This window comes from Bacillus silvicola, from assembly GCF_050524305.1.
In the GTDB taxonomy this organism is placed as follows: domain Bacteria; phylum Bacillota; class Bacilli; order Bacillales; family Bacillaceae_G; genus Bacillus_A; species Bacillus_A cereus_AT.
On the sequence record NZ_JBNGVC010000012.1, the window covers coordinates 1,746,392 to 1,766,462 of the forward strand.

Sequence of the window (20,071 nt, forward strand, 5' to 3'; positions counted from 1 at the left end):
TAGAAAGGTGATTATTATGGAAGAAGTATTACACATTAAAAACGTCTCAAAAGTGTATGAGGGAAAAGTCCCTCATACTGCTTTAAAAAATATAAATTTACACGTAGATAAAGGTGAGTTCGTTGCGATTATGGGGCCGTCTGGGAGCGGGAAATCTACGTTTTTAAACGTTATTTCCACAATTGATTCTCCTACTTCTGGTGATGTCGTTATTAGCGGAAAAAAACCGCATACATTTCGTAGAGAGAAGTTAGCTATTTTCCGCCGACAAGAGTTAGGATTTGTTTTCCAAAACTTTAACCTACTAGATACACTAACAATCGGTGAAAATATCGTACTACCTTTAACATTAGATAATGTTCCATTAAAAGAAATGGATGAAAAGCTTGATAACATTTCAAAAAAGCTTGGAATTGATCATATTTTGGATAAACGTATTTTTGAAGTTTCTGGCGGACAAGCACAGCGTACCGCAGTAGCACGTGCCGTTATTCATCACCCGTCTCTTTTACTAGCTGATGAACCGACAGGAAACCTGGACTCAAAAGCAGCTATCGATGTAATGGAACTATTTACGAAGTTAAATAAAGAAGAAGATGCAACGATTTTAATGGTTACGCACGATCCGTTTGCAGCTAGTTATTGTAACCGCGTCATTTTCATTAAAGACGGCGAGCTTTACAATGAACTACACCGCGGATTGTACCGTGAAAAATTCTATCAAGAAATATTAGATGTTTTAGCATTATTAGGAGGAAGACGTGGATGACATTTTGGCAATTTGCATTTAAAAATGTCTCGCGTAATTCGAAAGCATATTTCGCTTACTTTGTAAGTAGTGCATTTTCTATTATGGTTTTCTTTTCATTTACTGTATACGCGTATCATCCGCGGTTACAAATTATGAATACATTGCAGGAACGAGATCCACTCATGAACTTAGCTGGCATGGCACAGTTTGTTATCGTTTTGTTCTCGTTCTTCTTTCTCTTATATTCTATCGGAACATTTTTAAATGTACGGAAACAACAATTTGGCATTTTAACTGTTCTCGGTATATCTCAAAAACAATTAAAGCGGCTTTTGTTTACTGAAAACATGATAATTGGAATGCTCGCTATCTTTGCAGGTATTCAAGGCGGTCTTGTATTTTCTAACTTTTTCTTACTCGTTACTTCTAAATTAACAAGTGCAAAAGGCCTCTATTTATATTGGCCAACAGAAGCAATTATCGTTACAACAGTAACTTTTATTATTTTATTTTTCATCGTTTCTACATTTACACCGATGTTCATTCGTACTCGGAAAACAACTCGATTAATTAAAAATAATAAAAATGAAAAAGACGAAAAAAGGCCGTCTATACTCATTTCATTATTTGCCTTAATTTGTTTAGGGCTATGCTATTATATTGCCGGTTACCCGCAAAGCTATATAACAGAAAAAAATTTACAAAACGGCTCTGTATACCTTATTATATTATCTATTTTACCGCTCGTAATAGTCGGAACATATTTATTCTTTTCACAGACGTTTCTCCTCTTTATCTTTATCTTTATCTTAAAAAAGTGGAGAAAGTTTTATATGAAACAAATAAACATGTTATGGATTTCAGATTTAGCTAGCCGTACGCGTAGTAATATTAATGTGCTCTTTATCGTTTCTATGTTGTCAGCACTTGCATTCACAATTATTACCGGGTTATTCGCTGCTAATAATAATACGAAAGCATCGATATTAGAACGATATCCTTTCCCCTTCACATATACGTCCAAAGGTGAAAATTCATTTGAACAAAAGCACATTGCTACAATTGAAACAGAGCTTACAAACGCTAATTTTCAATACGATAAGCATAAGTTTACAGTGTTAAAAGACACAGCTTTAAAAGAAGACATTACGCTTATGAAAATGAGTGACTATAACACACTTGCGAAACAGTTAAAACGGCCGGAAATAATCCTTGATTCTACACAAGTTTATATTATTTCTCGGTACTCGCCAGAACTCTTAAATCTTGTATCAAATCCATTTGCAAAACAAAATACAATTACACTCGGATCCAATAAAAAGGAATTTCATATTAAAGGATTTATTAATAAAGGGATTGAACCATCCTTTCTCTTCCCACATTTAATTGTTGTACAAGATTATGTATTTGATAATATGATTCCTCATATTGAAACGACTATAGTTTATAACTACTTCGTTGAGAACTGGGAAGATGCAATTGTTCCGACGAAAAATATGTTAAAACATATTAGGAATGATACGGATAGCTTCTATAAGGCATATAAAGATCCAGAATCGGCTCCTAACGCCCCATTTGATATTTATACAGCTGCTGATGATCTAAACTACAGTAAAGGAAATTCAATTGCTACTTTCTTTATTTGGACATTTCTCGGCTTTATTTTCTTTATCGGGGCAGCCAGTGTTTTATACTTCCGTATGTATAATGACTTAACGACTGAAAAACAAAAGTACATTACAATTACAAAACTCGGCTTAACAGAATCAGAAATGTTTCGTTCTGCAACGATTCAATTAGGGATTTTATTTTTCATTCCTTATATCGTTGCTGGTATTCATACAATATTTGCGATTAAGTTTTTACAAAGCATGTTTTCTTTCTCTTTATTAAAAGAATTAGTGATTATACTTACTTTGTTCGGGATTATCGAGATTATTTTCTTCTTCTTAATCCGTTCTCTTTACACCAATAAATTATCACAGCATATTAAAACATGAATAAAATGGCCTTGTGCAATACGCACAAGGCCATTTTCAATAGTTTTTAATAATTAGCAGCAATATCCACCATAGCCGCCGCCATAACCGCCGTAACCACAAGAACCGCCGTAGCCACCATAACCGCCTCCGCCGAAGCAGCTAGCACCGATGATAATTAATAAAATAAACAATACGATTAGAAGCGCAAAACCGCCTCCGCAACCACGTCTGCGGTCGCAATCATCATGTCTGTGTTCACAATGTTCGCCCATTATTCTATTCCTCCTTTAGTATCATTCATAACAAGTTCTTCTTGTTCTAAATGAGGGGATTCCATTTATATTATGTTTTCAGGGCGAATAGGAAGCTTGGCTTTCCTAAAAACGGGCTTGTTTCGTGAAAAGGGCTGCAAAAAAAGATACCTGTTAAGGTATCTTTTAAAGAAGCATATTTAATAAAAGAGCAAAGCCGAATGCAATAAATGATAATAATGTCTCAAGTACAGTCCACGTTTTAAACGTTTCCTTCACTGTTAATCCTAAATACTCTTTTACAAGCCAAAAGCCTGCATCATTTACATGAGAAAACATTAATGATCCTGCCCCTGTTGCTATAACGAGCAATTCTAAATTCACACCAGACATGTGCTGAATAACCGGTGAAACAATTCCTGCTGCTGTCGTTAATGCTACTGTAGCTGAACCTGTTGCAATTCGGATTAATCCCGCTACCATGAACGCTAAGACGATTGGTGATAATGAAATATGTTCTGCCATTTGAGCGATGGCTGTTCCAACACCACTTTCAATTAATATTTGCTTAAATCCACCACCTGCACCGATAATTAAAATAATTGAACCGACTGGTAATAAACTTTCATCTGTTAATTTTTTTATCATCTTTTTATTGATTCCTTGTTTTATGCCAAGCAAATAAAATGCTGCGAAACATGAAATTAGTAAAGCGATTACTGGGCTTCCAATAAAGATTAAAAATTCCGTCATTTCTTTCGGTAATGAAATATATGGTGCGACTACCGATAAAATCATTAAAACTACTGGTAATAAAATGATAAAGAATGAAACTTTACGACTTGGCAAATCAGTAGATACTGTTGTAACACGAACAAGTTCTGGTTCATTTTCAGGTATAACTCGCTTATGTACCCACTTTGCAAATACAGGCCCTGCGATAATGGCTGTTGGTAATGCGATAATTAATGAATACAATAGTACCTTTCCTAAGTTCGCATTATAAATACCAATTGCTGTCATCGCACCTGGATGCGGAGGCACTAAGCCATGTACAATCGATAATCCGGCAATAACAGGTAACGCAATTAACAATATATTTTGTTTCGTTGTTTTTCGAATTGAAATAACAAGTGGTAATAAAATGACGATTCCCACTTCAAAAAAAACTGGAATCCCTATAACAAATCCGGCGAATAACATTGCCCAAGGTAATTTTTTCACCCCGAAGAATCGAATGAAGAAATCTGCTACTTGCATGCCAGCTCCTGAATCAGACATCATTTTCCCTAAAATTGTTCCGAGAGCCAAAATACCAACTAAATGCCCTAGTACACTACCAACACCAGTTTCATAGGCAGTAACAATTTTGGTCAAGTTCAACCCAGACATAATAGCTAAAAATAGACTAGCAACTGTTAAACTAATAAACGCATGCCATTTCCACCATGATACCCCTAAAATAACAATTGCGATCGCAATTAACGTGACGATTAATAAGTATATATCCATATCCCATTCCCCTTCGATATGAAATTTTTTTACAAAAAAAGAGGGAATTGGTCCCTCTTCACTTTTTACACATCATAATTTACAACGTAATGCTGCATTTCCGTATTATAGTAGCCTTCGCTATATTCAATTACTTCGCCAACTTCATCGTAAGAATAGCGCATACGTTTTAATAACGCTGTCCCTTCTGTTTCATCTAACGCTTCTGCAACGAAATTAGGCGCAAGTCCAACAGCGAATTCATCTCTAAAGTTTTCTAAATGTATACCTCGGTCCTCGACTAAATCGTAAAGCGATTGTAGGTCGAAGTCCGATAAATCTGTACTTGCCATTCGTGCTGAGAAATAGTGCGTATAATGAATGTACGGCGCATCATTTAACGTATATAAGCGCTCAATACGAAAACTCTCCTTACCGAATAATCGAAATGGCACTGTTCCTTCTTCATTATGAACTACCTCTGCCTTTAGCAATTTCTTTTGTACTTTATATCCTTCTTCCACTAACACTTCAGTAAATTTCTTACCCTTTGACAGTTTTGTCGCAGAAGTATTACGGATGACTTTCGTTCCTTTACCGCTTTTCTTCTCTAAATACCCTTCTTGAACGAGCTCTTTAATTGCATTTCGCACTGTAATTTTACTCACTTTGAACTCTTCTTCTAACTGCGGTTCAGAAGGGATATTCGTATGAATCGCATATACACCATGCAATATTCGATCACGAATAATATTTTTTATTTGTAAATATAATGGTCCTCTTCTTCTCGTTACGTTCACCGTTACACCCACTACCTTTCTACATCACCTACTGATGCCGTCATTGCTCGAAGTATATCCTTCTCTGATGACATTGGCGTATCACCGACGATTGTATGTGCAAGCATTCCAGCTGCTGACGCAAATGAAACAGCTTTCTCTGGTGCAAACTCTTCTATCTCGCCATGAATAATCCCGCTCGTATAAGCATCTCCAGCACCTATTCTATCATATACAGAAAACGTAAGTGTTTTAGCAAAAGTGAACGCACCATCTTTACATATGAATCCGCGAAGTGAGTGTGTGTTATCACTATTAATAGATCGATGAGTACCAGCAATTGTAGCGATATGATATATTTCAGCCACTTTTGGAATAAGGTCAACAAGTTTTGCCTCTCGCTCTGTCTCTTCTGTTTTCATTCCAAGAACGAACATTGCATCTTTTTCGTTCATCATTACAATATCAGCTAGCTCTAGCATTTCTTCATAATGCGGTTTTGCCTGTTTATATCCATCTTCTCCCCAAAGCGATGGACGATAGTTACAATCGAAAACGACAGTGCCTCCATTTTCTTTAACTGCCTTCGCCAAAGATTTCATATGATGACGCACAGTATCATTCATCGCAAGGGTAATCCCGCAAAAATGAACGATATCAATTTCTTTTGCGATTTCTTCAAATTGGTACATCTCTTCACATGCCGTATTGAAACTACTTTCTAATCGGTTCGAATATGTAACGCGGCTTGCGCGTGCTCCAAATCCATTTTCTAAAAAATACATTCCAACATATTTACCGCCTCTTGAAATAAACGGTGCTTGAATCCCTAGTTTTTGAATGTGCGATACCGCTGCATCTCCAACTGAGTTTTCAGGTAAAGTTGAAATAAGAAAACCTTCATGCCCTAGATGAGAAAGTGCGGCTGCAACGTTCACACCTGTGCCTGAAAATGAGTAATTTAATGTGTTTGCTTGCGACAGCAATTCATACCCTGACACTTGCAGGCGCATCATTACTTCACCAAATGCTGCAATTTTCTTACGCATATTGATCAACTAACTTCTTCACGACTGCTAATAATTCACGAACATCTTCTGTTTTCGTATTACCAGTTTCTTTATCAATAATAGAAGAGTACACATGCGGGATAACTTGCTCTACGTTTGCTTCTAATGCAATACGTACAATTGTTTCAAAGTTCTCTTTATCAATTCCGCCCGTTGGCTCTAATGCGAATCCTTCTTCCGCACAAGCTTTCGCAACTGCGCGATATTCTTCTTCATGAGCTAAACCTTTCATTGGGAAGTACTTCAATGAATTTCCGCCCATATCACGTACAAGTGCGATTGCTGTTTTAATTGGAACGATTGCTTTTTCCTCTCCAGCCGCACTAATTGGACCAGTAGAAATATTTACGTAACCTACTTTTCCTGTTGGTGATACTAAACTATTAATCCAGCTATCTTTTCCGCCAAGATTTGCGCGCGTTGCTCCAACTGAAGGGAACACTTGGTTAATATGACTACCAGGATAATGCTTCGCAATTTCAGCTACAACTGCTGCTTGACGATTATCTCCAGCTCCTAGTCCAATTGATACAGCGTCTTCAATTTCTTTTCCGTATGCTTTCATCGCTGTAACTGCTTCTTCTACTGTTGGATAATCTTTTGATAACACACCAACTACTACATAACCTTCTGCTGCTTCAAAAATATCTTTCGCATTTCGGGTATTGTTCGCTAATACATTTAATGCTACGCGGCCTTTATAAAAACGTTTTTGAATGTTTGTCATTTTAGTTTCCCCCTACAATTTCTCTCATTTTTTCTTCAATTACATGTATGTCATCACCTTGAAGCGGACGTGGATCGATATCAAAGAATCCTTGTCTTACTCCGTAATCACGTGTGTAAATTGCAATTTCCCCGCCGCGTAATTCAGTCACAACGTCTTTTGCCGATTTATTTAACTCTTTCTCGTTAATATGAATACGTGCTCTAAAGATTGCTCTTCCCGCTTCATCTTGAACGATCGTTACATTTACACCATTTAACTCTTTCAGTGGCATAAGTACTTGTAGCAATTCTTTTTCTTGTTCACTCTTATCTACTTTTACTCCGTACTCATCAAGAGCTTGAAGTAAACCGAAAGTCGTCTCTTTCCCAACTTTCATACTTCGTCCGATGCAATGTAACTGCACTTTCAGCCATTCAATATATTTTCGTTTACCGCCGACAATACCGGAAGTAGGTCCTTCAATTGCCTTTGAACCGCTATAAATGGCCAGGTCTGAATACTTCACATATTTTTGAATATCTTCTTCAGCTGCCGCATCGACGATAAGTGGGATGTTATTTCGCTGCGCTACTTCCCACGCTTCTTCAACAGAAATCATATTTTTTTGCACTGCATGATGGGATTTCACATAAAGAATCGCTGCTGTATTTTCACCGATTGCATCTTCAATATGCTCTGCTTTCCCTTCATTTGCGTAACCGACTTCAACTAACTTACCTCCGCCTAAATACACCATCGTTTCAACAGGAGCACCGTATTGAACGTTATGACCTTTCAGCATAATTACTTCGTTTTTCGCGATTACTTCTTGATGAAGTCTTTCACTTTTACGACGATTTCCTTCTGTCACAATTGCTGCGATAGAAAGTGCGATTCCGCTCGACGCTGAATTTACAACGACTGCTGCCTCTGAATCTAAAATGCTAGCAATATGGTCTCCTGCTTTATCTACTAAATCTGCAATTTCTACATAATTTTGTCCACCATACTTCATCGCATCCATTACCGTATCTGTAGGAGCAGATACACCTAGAATACTCATTCTACCGCTCGCATTAATAACTCTTTTTAATCCATACTTAGCATTCAATGAATGACCCATTAATTACAACCCCTTTTGTATCAATTCTTCTTTCAGCAATGCGCTGATCCCCTTCTGAATCAATTAACGTAACCTTCTCATCTTTAACCGTAAACAAAGTTAAGTTTGCCATATCTCCTTCTTGAATGCGGCCAAGCTCTGGTTTCTTAAGCCATTTTGCTGCATTTTTCGTAACCGCATCAATTACTTCTTCTAGCGGATAACCTAAGTAAAGGAATTTCGAAAGAACGTTAGCCATACTGTAAACTGGACCATGTATACGATTCTTCCGGTAAATATCTGTACTAATAGTATTAAGCGCAATACCATAACGCTTCGCTGCTTCTGCTACTTTAAAAGAAAAACTAGCATTACCATGCCCAACATCTAAATGAATACCACGTTCCACTGCATCTAACAACACAGGTAGCGGTTTGCCTTCTTCATCAAATAAATTATTTTCTTTCCCGTTTAAGTAATGTGTAATTACATCATCTTTTTCTAAAAGAGGTACAACTTCCTCTATACGTGGAGGCGCTGAACCGATATGTACCATAATCGGCAATGATGTTTCGCGAGATAAAGAGCGCGCCACATGTAGCGGTTCAATTCCGCTGTCACACACGACACTTTTACTCATTCTCGCTTTTAACCCAACGATTACATCTTTATACTTTTCTACTGCTTCTATTACTTTCTCTTTATCGATCCATTCCATATTGGATAATTCATCAATTCGTTTCAAACCGATGCGAGAAATATTTAAAAAGGCAAATAAATTCGTTTTCGCCTGCTCTCTACTTAATACTAAATCTGCAATACGATCAGCTCCGCAGCTACCCGCATCAACAATTGTCGTTACCCCTTGCTTAACGCCAATTTCATCCACCTCATCGCCATACGGATCAAACTCTGGAAAAGCATGAACGTGCAAATCAATCCAACCACTCGATACGTAAGTACCAGAGTAATCAAGAACCTTTCCACCCTCGCCAGCACCAGCTTTCGTCACCTGTGCGATTTTATTATTTTCAATTACAATGTCAATCTCTTCCCCGTTCACACGTCTCACATTACGTAGTACGAATCGTTCTGTCATTGTATTTCCACCCTTTTCTATAAGAAGCCATAAGAATACGCTTACATTAAAGTTTCATTTTATACCTCTTTCACACGTTTAGCGTAACATAAAAAAAGGGAGAAGTAAATATAACGTTATAATGTTTAATTGTAAATAAAAAAGGGCTCCCAAAAATATTGATAGTACGGCAAAGAACGGCAATTCCCTCTTTATATAATAAAAGACTGTCCCAAATGGCACAGCCTTTTTCCCTATTCCTGAACCGTCACAATAACCCCATCCATATTGTTCCCAGAAATTTCATACTGCTTATTTGCTGGGACGTTCACTTTCATATTCCCAGAAACTTTATAATAAGAAACAGTATATTTCTTACCTTCTACTTCAGTCGAAATCTCTTTTTCCTCTTTTAAGAAATCTAAATATTCCTCTAGCGTGAAATTCTTTTTTTGCATAATTGCGCTATGAGGTAGGCCGACATAACGGATGTGCCATGGCTCATATTGAATTCCAGTAATGTTACTTTTATTTTTCGGATAACGTAATACAAAGCCATGCTTCCATACGTTCTCTTCAATCCATTTTCCTTCAGCGGCTTTCTCCATTTTCTTTTGAGTAGACCCAACGTCCAGTGATAAGCCTAAATTATGCTCACTGTATCCTGCTGGAAGCGCATAATCAGATCCCATTTTTTCATATAGCTGTTTTTGCTCTTGGAAATCTCTATAACCACTACTAATCAAAAAATGGTTAACACTTTCTTTTCCAGCCGCATCGACAACGTTCAAAAACTTTTTCACAACATCCTTTGATAAACGAAGATTTCTATCAAATATTACATAGCCTCTCACTAATTCACTATTATGATTTAAATTTATAATATCAGACCTAATACTATCTTTTTTAACTGGGTAATCTTTGTTAACTAATAATAAATCGCCCTTATAAATTTGTTCCTTTGTAATCTCTTTCCTCTCGGTGTTTGCCGCCTTTACTAGCTCATCTTTTCCGACAATTTTAACGTCGATTTCCTTTTGAAATAACGGTGATATATAAAAGCCTACACATACTGTGCATGCTATAAAAAGAGAAATAAATACCCACTTTTTCATTTCTAGTTCCTCCTCAACGTAACTTACGTATAGAATAGAAAAAACTATTAAAATAAAAAGTGGGGTAAAGTTTAAATTTTTATTAAATTGTTACATTCTCGTCTTTTGGCAATCGCACTTCAAATATTGTTCTAACTACATTACTTTCAGCCGAAATCTTCCCATCATGCTGTTCAACAATATTTTTCGCAATAAATAGCCCAAGGCCTGTACCACCTTGCTGCTCTGATCTTGCCTTATCACCTGTATAAAACATATCAAAAAGATACGGTAAATCTTCTTCTGGAATGCTATCTCCGTAATTAATAACTTGTACAACTACCTCTTCACTCTCAATATATCCGTTCACATCAACAAACTTTCCATCATACCCATAGCGAATCGCATTCGTTAAAAGATTTTCAAATACTCGAGCTAATAATTTCCCGTCACCGTTAATAGGTAAATGAGGATCCATATTCAATCTCGCCTCCAAATCCTTTTTTTCTAATAACGGATACAACTCCTCATCTAACTGTATGATCAATTCACTTATATCAATTGGTCTTTTTTCAAGCTGCAACATCCCATAATTCATTCTCGTAATTTCAAATAATTCATCAATCAAACTTTCCAGTCTTTCGGATTTCGTAAAAGCAATTGTGGAAAAATGTTTAATTTGTTCCTTCGTCAAATTCTCATCTTTAAGAATTAAATCTAAATAACCTAAAACGGATGTTAACGGCGTTCTTAAATCGTGAGCTAAGTTAACAATAAGCTGGTCCTTACTACTTTCCGCGAAGTCTCCTCGCTCCACTGCTTCCTTTAATTTCTCACTCGCTACATTCATTTCGCTTGCGATATATCCAAACTCATCATTTGATGAAACGCGCACTTGATTTGTAAAATCGCCGTTCGCCAAATGATGAATTCCATTTGAAATCTCATCAAAATATTTTACATAAGGCCTAGTAAGAAAGAAGAAAAACATAATGGACAGAGGGATGAAAATAATTAAAAAGAAATTAACATCTCCAATTTGTCTTACCATGGAACGAAATTGAGCTAACGGATCCTCATAGCGAACGACTAATTTATAATAAATCCTTAATCCTTCATAAATGAAATACGTTATGCCAGCAGCTAATATCATACTTAACGAAAATAGCATAACCATCTTCGAGCGAAAACTTCTCATCTTTTTAGCCATTGAAAGTATACCCTACTCCCCACACTGTTTTTATTAACTTATCCTTTCTTTTATCTTCCCCAAGTTTTTTCCGCAATGTGCGAATATGTACCATAACTGTATTTCCGCTTTCATAATAATCATCTGCCCATACTTGCTGAAAAATATTTTCCACATTGTACACTTTCTTCGGATGACTCGCTAATAAATATAAAATATCAAACTCTTTCGGTGTTAACTCAATTTGCTCTCCATACACGTTCACTGTTCTTCGCTCAGGATCAATAACGACTCCCCCTACCTCTAAAGCAGATTTATTCTCTGCTACTTTCGGCTGATTTAACGTAAGAAATCGGCGTAATTGTGCATTTACACGTGCGACTAATTCAATCGGTGTAAAAGGTTTCGTCATATAATCATCTGCACCTAATACAAGACCTGTCACCTTATCAAAATCAGATGTTTTCGCGCTTAAAAAAATGATTGGCATATGATGCTTCACGCGAATTTGACGCGTCACTTCATACCCATCCATTTTTGGCATCATAATATCTAAAACCACTAAGTCGATTGGCTGCGTTTCAATAATATGAACGGCCTCTTCCCCATCCGCTGCCTTCACAACGTGGTACCCTTCTTTTTCTAAATGTATCTCAATTAAATCAGCAATTTCTGCCTCATCATCCACTATTAAAATTGAAATGCGCTTCATTTTACTCCCCCTTTTTATACGATCGATTGTAAACTAGTCTATCCAATTTGTACAATACGAAAAGGTTACCCGTTAGAGTAACCTTGGTAAATAAAATTATATCGGCGATTTTCTAAATATATCGACCGCAACTTGAATTATATCGGCGATTTCTCAATTATATCGACCGTAACTCGAATTATATCAGCGATTATTGAAATATATCGACTTACCGACAATCAACGACGAAATTCGCCCGCTATTTTAAAGACTCAGCCTACCGCTCCAAAACAATCCGCTGTTTCGTGATTTCTGCTAGTCTCCCGCGATCCACCTCATACTCAGCATCAACGCTTTGCGGAACCATTACTTTCCCGCCTTCAAGCATCACTTCCGGTGAAATAATATCGTTCTCCCAATGTCTACTAGAGGCAGATATATCGCCAGGAATCGTAAAGTTCGGCAATGAGGCGAGAGCAACATTTTGCGCTCGTGAAATCCCCATCTCTACCATACCGCCGCACCACACGGGTATATTATGCTCCATGCAGTAATCATGAATTTGAATGGATTCTGTTAATCCGCCCACTCGCCCTGGTTTAATGTTAACGATTTGGCAACTGCCAAGTGTAATCGCAACACGCGCGTCTTCTAAACTATGGATGCTTTCGTCTAAACAAATCGGTGTCTCAATTTTCTTTTGTAGTTGTGCATGATCAAGAAAATCGTAATCCGCTAACGGTTGCTCAATCATCATTAATTGAAATTCATCTAATCGTTTCAATTTCTCTGTATCCGCTAATGTATAAGCTGAATTCGCATCAGCCATTAATGGGATGTTCGGAAACTCTTTGCGAATTTCTTTCAGTAATTCGTAATCATGATCTGGCTTTATTTTCACTTTAAAACGCTCGTATCCTTCTTCCGCATACTTCTCGATTTGTTTTAGCATAACCGGAATCTTATTGATCCCGATCACAACGCCGACCTCAATTTCAGACTTCGTTCCACCAAGCAATGTCGCTAATGACTTCTTTTGTCGCTTCGCATATAAATCCCAAACAGCACCTTCAATTCCGGCCTTTGCCATTCGGTTTCTCTTTATATGCTGGAACAAACCAGGTATTTCATTCGGATGAGAAATCTCCACCTTTAATAAATCCGGTATTAAAAAATCCTGTAGCACATGCAGCGCTGTCTTCACTGTTTCTTCCGTATACCATGGCTCAGAGAATGCAACGACTTCGCCAAATCCAATGTGCCCGTCTGTATCTTCTAATTCAATGACGATACTCTCACGCTTTTCGTAAGTCCCGTAGCTCGCAGCAAACGGGATTACGAGTGGCATTTCCGTTATATGAAGTGTCGCTTTTTTTATCTCCACTTACATCTCCTCCACTAATTGTCTTAACTCTCGTCTTAACAATTTTTTCGAAGCATTTCGTGGTAATTCCTCTAAGAAGCACGCTTTCTTCGGTACTTTATATTTCGCTAATTTCTCCTCGCAAAAATGAAGAATTTCTTCTTCTGTTACCTCTCCACTTTTCACAACAAAAGCAGCTGGTACTTGCCCCCAACGTTTGTCCTTCATACCGACAACACCAGCCTCTGCTACCGCCGGATGAGAGAGCAACACTTCTTCAATTTGAGCCGGATATATATTCTCTCCGCCAGAAATAATTAAATCACTGCGGCGATCTAATACGTATAAAAATCCTTCTTCATCTAAATAACCGAGGTCACCAGTATGAAGCCATCCGTTTTGAATTGTTTCGCGCGTCGCATCTTCACGGTTAAAGTAACCGCCTGTTACGTTTGGTCCTTTTACTACGATTTCGCCTTCCCCAAACGGCGGCACTATGACGCCATCTTTTTCAATACGAAGTTGACATTGAAATAGTGGTTTTCCAGCTGATCCTACTTTCGTTAACATGTAATCTGCGGATAACGTACAAATTTGTGATGATGTTTCTGTCATACCGTACGTTTGATACACAGGGATTCCTTTATCTACACACGTTTCTAATAACGGTTTCGGCGCTGGTCCTCCGCCAAGTAACATGCATCGTAAAGAAGATGGATATGTTCCTTCTCCAAGTCTCTCTAATAAATCAGTTAACATTTTTGATACGACTGAAATAATCGTTACGCCTCTCGTTTGAAGTGCTTTATGAATAAAATCGGCATCATATTTCGGAACGAGTAAAATGCGCATTCCGTACATAATATTTTTCATTAAAAGAGATAGCCCGCCAACGTGGAACATCGGCATACAAGCTAACCAACAATCATCATCGCGAAGCCCTAAGTTAAGCGAAGAACCGACTGCACTTGCCCAGTGATTGCCGTACGTTAAAATAACGCCTTTCGGTTTCCCTGTCGTCCCAGACGTATAAATAATTGTCATCGCTTCTTCTAAAGAGAATTCTTCTTGTATAGAGGCTTCTGCCTTTGGCCCATTCATCACTTCAGTGAACGAATAGACAGGAACACCCTTAGCCTCAAAATCTTGATCCGTCACTAAACAAACAACTTCAGCATCATCCATTTGCCAAAGTAGCTCTTCTCTTGAAAGACGCGTATTTAAAAGCACAGCTACTGCACCTACGTAAGATAGGGCGTGAATAACTGAAATCATCTCCATACCATTTTTCATCAGAACAGCCACCTTTTGCCCCTGCTTCACTCCAACGTGTGAAAGCTGTTCACAAACAGATACTACTTTTTCATGCAGCTGCACGAAAGTAACCTTCTCCTCTTCAATTTCAATTGCAGTACGATCAGGTGTTAAAAATGCACGTTGCATTAACCAATTAGGCATCGTCTCCATCATTCATTCTCCTTTCATGAAAGAAAGAGACTTGATATGACATCAAGTCTCTTAGTTGTTTTGTTTCCGGTTTGATCTCATCTAACTGCGCCTCTACGTCAGGAGTTCCAACGCCCTCTTGTTCTAAGCAAGCCGCTTCCGCTTTTGATCAAGGGAAACGAGGGAATTGACCGAAGTCGGGACTGCGTTTTTCTTTGAACGCGTCGCGGCCTTCTTTTGCTTCGTCAGTTGTGTAGTACAATAACGTTGCGTCTCCAGCTAGTTGTTGAATACCAGCTAGACCGTCTGTGTCTGCGTTGAATGCAGCTTTTAGGAAACGAAGTGCCATTGGGCTGTTTGCTAAAATTTCTTGTGCCCATTGTACTGTTTCTGCTTCAAGTTCTTCTAATGGTACTACTGTGTTTACTAAGCCCATGTCAAGCGCTTCCTGTGCATTGTATTGACGGCATAGGTACCAAATTTCGCGAGCTTTCTTGTGACCTACCATACGAGCTAAGTAACCAGCTCCGTATCCACCGTCAAAGCTTCCTACTTTAGGACCTGTTTGTCCGAATACAGCGTTGTCTGCAGCGATTGTTAAGTCACATACGATATGAAGTACGTGTCCACCACCGATTGCATAACCTGCTACCATTGCGATAACTGGTTTAGGAATTGCGCGAATTAGACGTTGTAAGTCTAATACGTTTAAACGAGGGATTTGGTCATCACCTACATATCCACCATGACCGCGAACTTTTTGGTCGCCGCCAGAACAGAATGCACGTCCACCTTCACCTGTTAAAATGATAACGCCAACATTTGCATCATCACGAGCGTGTGCAAAAGCATTGATTAACTCCATTACCGTTTTTGGACGGAATGCGTTATGTACTTCAGGGCGGTTAATCGAAATCTTTGCGATACCATTGTATGTTGAATAAATAATATCTTCGTAATCGCCTTCTGTTACCCATTCAATAGCCATTACTATTACCTCCTTGTATATTTCTGATCTCCTCTATAAGTGCAACTTCCTTCTTAGATGAAAAAAGCATCACTGCATAGTTTTTAGAAATCCCTTTACTATTGTATCAAACTTTTCCGGTTGTTCCACATGAATTGCATGACCAGCGCCATCAATTTTGACAAATTTCGCATGAGGGATGCATTTTTCAATGTTTTTTAATATGCAAAAGAACTTTTTATCATGCTCTCCATTCATTAAAAGAACAGGCATTTTTAAGTTTTGCAGCTCGTTCCACCATGAAGGCTGAGTCCCTGTTCCCATGCCGCGTAAGCTATTTGCAAGCCCTTTTGGCTTATTAGCAAGTCGTTCTTTTCGCACTGCTTCTTGTACGTTTTTTGCTAAACTTTTTTGCGTTTCAAACAGCAGAATATTTTCCCACATTGATACAAAGCTTTTAATGCCTTCTCGCTCAATTTTATGAGCTAGTCGCTCATCTTTTTCACAACGTTCTTCCCGCTCATCTTCACTTTTGAGCCCAGCTGTACAATTTTCTAATAAAAGAGAATGTACATACTCTGGATATAGGCATGCCATCGTAATCGCCAGCCTACCGCCCATTGAATAGCCAAGTATGTGCGCTTTTTCAATATGAAGATGACTCAGTAGTTCCTTCATTTGCAGTGCCACATTTTGAATATCGTAATGCGTCACATCTTCAGGACTTTCCGTTTTCCCGTGTCCAACAATGTCTACTAGAATGACTTGAAACTGCTCACTCCAAGAAGGAATAAAAGATCGCCACGTTTCCATGCTTCCCGTAAAACCATGAAGAAGTAGAAGTGGTTCCCCGCTTCCGACTACTTCATATTCATACGATACACCTTGCAGCGTTACGTTCATTTTGATTCACCTTGCAAAGATGTAGTGATAACGTCCTGCGTTTTTGCCCATAATGTACGGTGTAATGTTAAGTTTTCATCACGGTTCGTACAAATTTCTACAACGTGTAAACCTGCCGTCGTTGTTCCCTTTTGTACCTCTTCTCGGAATTGCTCCCAACCATTTACACGGCTAAATGAACCGCCGTACATTTTGACAACATGCTCGTAATCAAGTCCAATTGGCGTTCCAAATAATGATTCGAAATGTTCTTTTTTCTCATATTGTGGTAAGAATGAGAAAATACCGCCACCATCATTGTTTACAACGACAATCGTTATATTTAATTCATGTAATTTTGCAGCTAATAATCCGTTTAAATCGTGATAAAATGATAAATCACCAATAACTAATACGAGCGGATCGCAAATAATACTCGCTCCTAAAGCTGTTGAAATGATTCCATCAATCCCGTTTACACCACGGTTTGCCATCACTTGAATATTTTTATCCGATGTGAAGAAGAATGAATCTGTATCACGAATTGGCATACTATTACTCGCAAATAATGTTGCCCCTTCTGGTAATACGTGGACGATATCCGTAATAACTTTCCCTTCAAATGCAGTTTCATATGTTTCCATTTCACGAAGCGTTTCCTTCGTTTTTTCGTTTATATGTTGCCACATTCCGAACCAATCATTCTTTTTCATAGCTGGTATTTTTTCTATTAGTGCCCTGCAAAATGCAATATCACTTGCCTGTACAACTTCTGTCGCAACGAGAGCTGGGTCTCTCCATTGGCCAGATTCTTCAACAACGATATGAACGGCTTTCGTCTGTTTTTTAATGAACTGTGTTAATGCTTTCGAAACAGGCATACCACCAAAGCGAATCATAACTTCTGGCTTCCACGTTTCTTTTAACAATTCATTTCGTAAAAATGTATCGTAACAGTCGATTACCATCGCTTTATCGTGGTGTCCGCTACGAATGTTAGAAAGTGGATCCGCTAATATTGGATATCCCGTTTTTTCAGCTAGTTCTGCCGCAAACGCTGCGATTTCCGAATGACTATCATCTCCACAAATAATAAGCCCCTTTTCCATATGTGAAAGGCGCCCTACAAGAGAATCTACATATTCACTCGGCATCATCACGTTCCCTTGCTGAACTACTCCTGTATATTCCCCGCGTCCTTTATCCCATAAACTTTCTAATGAGAAATCTGGAATAAGCGGCTCACGAACTGGAAAATTAAGATGAACAGGTCCTTGCGGCGCTAGAAGTGCACTTGCTATCGTGCGCTGCGTCGTCATGCGGGCATAATGATACATCGCTTCACTCGCTTCTGGAAGTGCCATCTCTGTAAATTGCTTCACAAATGTACCGTATAAATTGAATTGATTCATCGCTTGTGGTGCACCAACATCTCTTAATTCATGCGGTCTATCTGCCGTTAAGACGATAAGCGGCACTCTTGAATGAAAAGCTTCACATACAGCTGGATAATAGTTCGCCGCTGCCGTTCCTGACGTACATAATAGTGCAACAGGTCGTTTTTTTGCTTTTGCAATACCAAGCGCAAAAAATCCTGCTGATCTTTCGTCTACATGTAAATATGTTTTCATTCCTTCATGTTGTTCCATTAGTAAGGCAATCGGCGTTGACCGTGAGCCAGGACTAATGACAACATCACATACATTTAGACGCGTCAGTTCATCCACGAACGCGCCTAAATAATATGATAATGCTTCTATATGATTGTTCATTTCATTAATTCCTCCAAAGCACCAAGCATCGGTCTAAACTTCAAACTTGTTTCTTCATATTCAAGCTGCGCTACTGAATCAATTACGATACCGCAGCCGGCAAATAAGGATGCTTTCTCGCCATTTAATAATCCGCAGCGAAGTGCAACCGCAAATTCACCATTTCCTTCATCATCTATAAAGCCAATTGGTGCACCATACAATCCTCTATCCAAAAGCTCTACATCACGGATCAATTTCAATGCCTCATGACGAGGTGTACCACCAAGAGCTGGCGTTGGATGCAATTCTTCTACCATCGCTAAAAGACTTGTATCACCTTTCGCTTCTACTGGTGTATATAAATGGATTAAGTTTTTCGTTGTTAATAAGCCTGGGCTCTCCGGAATATTAACAGATTCACAATGCTCACTTAGCACACCTCGAATCATATTAACTACATAACCGTGTTCAGCCAAATTCTTTTCATCATGAAGAAGCGTCTCACCATTTTGTTTACTTTCTTCTATAGAATTACCATGACCAATTGAACCCGCAAGGCACATCGATGTAAACTTCTCGCCTTCTTTTCGAATCAATCGCTCAGGTGTCGCCCCTAAGAAGCATGCTCCTTTATAATCAAAAGAAAATACGTAACAATCCGGTTGCCCAATGCGAAGCGCTTCTAAAACAAGAGCGGAATCAATATGCTGATCCATCGTCAATTTTAGCTCCCTTGCTAATACAACCTTCTGCACGTTCCCTTGCTTCATTTCATCCTGCACTTTTCCAATCGCATTCATCCAGCCCTTCGGATCAACTTCTACTTTCGAAGTAGTTGTTAGTTTGTCTCCTTCTAGTGCACATTTACTCTCTTGTAAAATTCTCTCTTCTAAAGAAATAATTTCGTTAGAAAGAGTTTCTGCACAATCTTCAGCTGAAACGAACTTATTAATGGTTAACCACGCTTTTTCATTTTTTACAGTTAATAAAAATGCTGGTAGTGAAAATGTGGTATCCTCAAATTCTTTCCAAAGATCTGTTTTTTCTTTTTCTTGGTCAAATGAAAATCCACCAAATAAAAGAGGGCCTGTTCCAAATTCGTATCCTTCTCTTTGTACAAATGCTTTCTCTTTTACTTTATCCCACTCGTCACCAGCAGTTTGAAAGCGTTTGTGAGAAGAGTTTGCTATAGTGAAAACAGAGCCAATTCCAGCAAATATTACATGCTGAGCTGGGTCTGCAAAATAACATCTATTTTCGAATGCAATCCTTTTTCCTGCTGCATAAAACAGAAGTGGATCCATCCATTCTATTTGTTTTGCAAAACTAACTAATATTTTTTCATCAGTCGCACGCTTAATGGCTGCAACAAAAACTTCTTGTAAGCCTTTTTGTTTCGTTTGAATCACAATTGTCTCCCCCCTATGGGCGAAAAATAGTCATAATTACGCTTGATTTTAAGATACACCTCA

At 38.3% G+C, this 20,071-nt stretch carries 18 protein-coding genes; 2 read left to right on the forward strand and 16 right to left on the reverse strand.

Annotated elements, in window-relative coordinates:
- The first annotated feature begins 16 nt into the window (after nt 1-16).
- Both ACP6L7_RS21115 and ACP6L7_RS21120 read left to right on the forward strand, forming a co-directional pair.
- A complete protein-coding gene (locus tag ACP6L7_RS21115) occupies nt 17-769 on the forward strand; it encodes an ABC transporter ATP-binding protein (RefSeq protein WP_097829533.1) in 753 nt (250 codons plus the stop codon).
- A complete protein-coding gene (locus tag ACP6L7_RS21120) occupies nt 766-2,751 on the forward strand; it encodes an FtsX-like permease family protein (RefSeq protein ID WP_430529367.1) in 1,986 nt (661 codons plus the stop codon). The genes ACP6L7_RS21115 and ACP6L7_RS21120 overlap by 4 nt, the downstream gene beginning before the upstream one ends.
- Nucleotides 2,752-2,804: 53 nt before the next feature.
- Here ACP6L7_RS21120 and ACP6L7_RS21125 read toward each other — a convergent pair whose 3' ends face one another.
- From ACP6L7_RS21125 to ACP6L7_RS21200, 16 genes are all read right to left on the reverse strand, one after another.
- Entirely contained in the window at nt 2,805-3,005 is a 201-nt protein-coding gene (locus tag ACP6L7_RS21125; protein WP_097829531.1) for a YjcZ family sporulation protein, read from the reverse strand.
- 165 nt (nt 3,006-3,170) lie between these two features.
- Nucleotides 3,171-4,496 carry a gluconate permease GntP gene (gene gntP / locus ACP6L7_RS21130; RefSeq protein WP_097829530.1) on the reverse strand — a complete coding sequence of 442 codons (1,326 nt, stop codon included), beginning with the start codon at nt 4,494-4,496 and terminating at the stop codon, nt 3,171-3,173.
- A gap of 65 nt (nt 4,497-4,561) precedes the next feature.
- Nucleotides 4,562-5,287, reverse strand: a complete 726-nt coding sequence (locus ACP6L7_RS21135; protein ID WP_097829529.1) for a GntR family transcriptional regulator — start codon at nt 5,285-5,287, stop codon at nt 4,562-4,564.
- Nucleotides 5,287-6,303: a sugar kinase gene (locus ACP6L7_RS21140; protein WP_430529368.1), complete on the reverse strand. Its 1,017-nt coding sequence runs from the start codon at nt 6,301-6,303 to the stop codon at nt 5,287-5,289. Before ACP6L7_RS21140 ends, ACP6L7_RS21135 begins: the two co-directional genes overlap by 1 nt.
- Nucleotides 6,296-7,051: a 2-dehydro-3-deoxy-phosphogluconate aldolase gene (dagF, locus tag ACP6L7_RS21145; RefSeq protein ID WP_097829527.1), complete on the reverse strand. Its 756-nt coding sequence runs from the start codon at nt 7,049-7,051 to the stop codon at nt 6,296-6,298. Before dagF ends, ACP6L7_RS21140 begins: the two co-directional genes overlap by 8 nt.
- 1 nt (nt 7,052) lies before the next feature.
- Nucleotides 7,053-8,156, reverse strand: a complete 1,104-nt coding sequence (locus ACP6L7_RS21150; protein ID WP_430529369.1) for a DgaE family pyridoxal phosphate-dependent ammonia lyase — start codon at nt 8,154-8,156, stop codon at nt 7,053-7,055.
- Nucleotides 8,134-9,234: an amidohydrolase/deacetylase family metallohydrolase gene (locus tag ACP6L7_RS21155; protein WP_430529370.1), complete on the reverse strand. Its 1,101-nt coding sequence runs from the start codon at nt 9,232-9,234 to the stop codon at nt 8,134-8,136. Before ACP6L7_RS21155 ends, ACP6L7_RS21150 begins: the two co-directional genes overlap by 23 nt.
- 233 nt (nt 9,235-9,467) lie before the next feature.
- Entirely contained in the window at nt 9,468-10,328 is an 861-nt protein-coding gene (locus tag ACP6L7_RS21160) for a M15 family metallopeptidase (RefSeq protein WP_097829524.1), read from the reverse strand.
- A gap of 82 nt (nt 10,329-10,410) precedes the next feature.
- Nucleotides 10,411-11,517, reverse strand: coding sequence for a sensor histidine kinase (locus ACP6L7_RS21165; RefSeq protein WP_097829523.1), 1,107 nt, complete (start codon nt 11,515-11,517; stop codon nt 10,411-10,413).
- Nucleotides 11,510-12,208, reverse strand: a complete 699-nt coding sequence (locus tag ACP6L7_RS21170; protein WP_097829522.1) for a response regulator transcription factor — start codon at nt 12,206-12,208, stop codon at nt 11,510-11,512. Before ACP6L7_RS21170 ends, ACP6L7_RS21165 begins: the two co-directional genes overlap by 8 nt.
- Before the next feature lie 256 nt (nt 12,209-12,464).
- Nucleotides 12,465-13,571, reverse strand: a complete 1,107-nt coding sequence (gene menC / locus ACP6L7_RS21175) for an o-succinylbenzoate synthase (protein WP_430529371.1) — start codon at nt 13,569-13,571, stop codon at nt 12,465-12,467.
- Entirely contained in the window at nt 13,572-15,017 is a 1,446-nt protein-coding gene (locus tag ACP6L7_RS21180) for an o-succinylbenzoate--CoA ligase (RefSeq protein ID WP_430529372.1), read from the reverse strand. It abuts the gene before it with no gap.
- Between the two features lie 148 nt (nt 15,018-15,165).
- On the reverse strand, nt 15,166-15,984 hold the full coding sequence (menB, locus tag ACP6L7_RS21185) for a 1,4-dihydroxy-2-naphthoyl-CoA synthase (protein WP_097829519.1): 819 nt from the start codon (nt 15,982-15,984) through the stop codon (nt 15,166-15,168).
- A 69-nt stretch (nt 15,985-16,053) separates the two neighbouring features.
- Nucleotides 16,054-16,866, reverse strand: a complete 813-nt coding sequence (gene menH, locus ACP6L7_RS21190) for a 2-succinyl-6-hydroxy-2,4-cyclohexadiene-1-carboxylate synthase (RefSeq protein ID WP_430529373.1) — start codon at nt 16,864-16,866, stop codon at nt 16,054-16,056.
- Nucleotides 16,863-18,617 (reverse strand): 2-succinyl-5-enolpyruvyl-6-hydroxy-3-cyclohexene-1-carboxylic-acid synthase, encoded by a 1,755-nt coding sequence (gene menD / locus ACP6L7_RS21195; RefSeq protein ID WP_097829517.1) that lies wholly within the window; start codon nt 18,615-18,617, stop codon nt 16,863-16,865. The genes menH and menD overlap by 4 nt, the downstream gene beginning before the upstream one ends.
- Entirely contained in the window at nt 18,614-20,008 is a 1,395-nt protein-coding gene (locus ACP6L7_RS21200) for an isochorismate synthase (protein ID WP_097829516.1), read from the reverse strand. The genes menD and ACP6L7_RS21200 overlap by 4 nt, the downstream gene beginning before the upstream one ends.
- Nucleotides 20,009-20,071 lie beyond the last annotated feature (63 nt).